The sequence below is a fragment of the Trinickia sp. EG282A genome (assembly GCF_040965455.1).
Lineage (GTDB): Bacteria > Pseudomonadota > Gammaproteobacteria > Burkholderiales > Burkholderiaceae > Trinickia > Trinickia symbiotica.
This window is the reverse complement of record NZ_JBFRCC010000036.1, coordinates 1-462: the sequence shown is the minus strand read 5'-3', so window position 1 is coordinate 462 and position 462 is coordinate 1. Positions and strand designations below refer to the sequence as shown.

The 462-nt window shown below is 55.2% G+C and carries 1 pseudogene; it reads left to right on the top strand.

The features are described 5' to 3' along the window. Nucleotides 1-177: 177 nt before the first annotated feature. Nucleotides 178-420 (top strand): annotated as a pseudogene (locus tag AB4Y31_RS31790) (IS110 family transposase); the annotation flags it as partial. Between the last annotated feature and the right edge of the window lie 42 nt (nt 421-462).

Genomic DNA, 462 nt, shown 5'->3' with positions numbered 1-462 from the left:
CAAGTCAGCGGCAGGCTCATGAGACGGACCACTGTAATGCGGTACCCAACCCGCGAATATCAGCCTGATCCACCGTCGAGAGTTACTGCTACGCCGCCCTCAGGGAATTCCGAAACACCGGAAACGATAGTTAGTGCAAAGTTCAAAACCAATCCCGATTGACACCGGGAGTCATATCAGAGGGGGGACGCGAATATTCGTAGACTCCTCGTTCAATGCGCACGGACCTACATGCACAGGGTTTCCAACAAGGCTGGTCCACTGGCCGAGTGGGTCCGTTCGATGCTTGCTAGGCGGCATTCCAACGTGGTCGCTTGTGCACTGGCCAACAAATTCGCGCGTATCGCGTGGGCATTGTCGGCGCACCATGCCTCGTTCACTCTAAACACCACCATGTTGGGGCCTGAGACCTCAATTTGAACCGTCCCACCTGGTTTTGCGACTGTTGAAGCTGATGACATG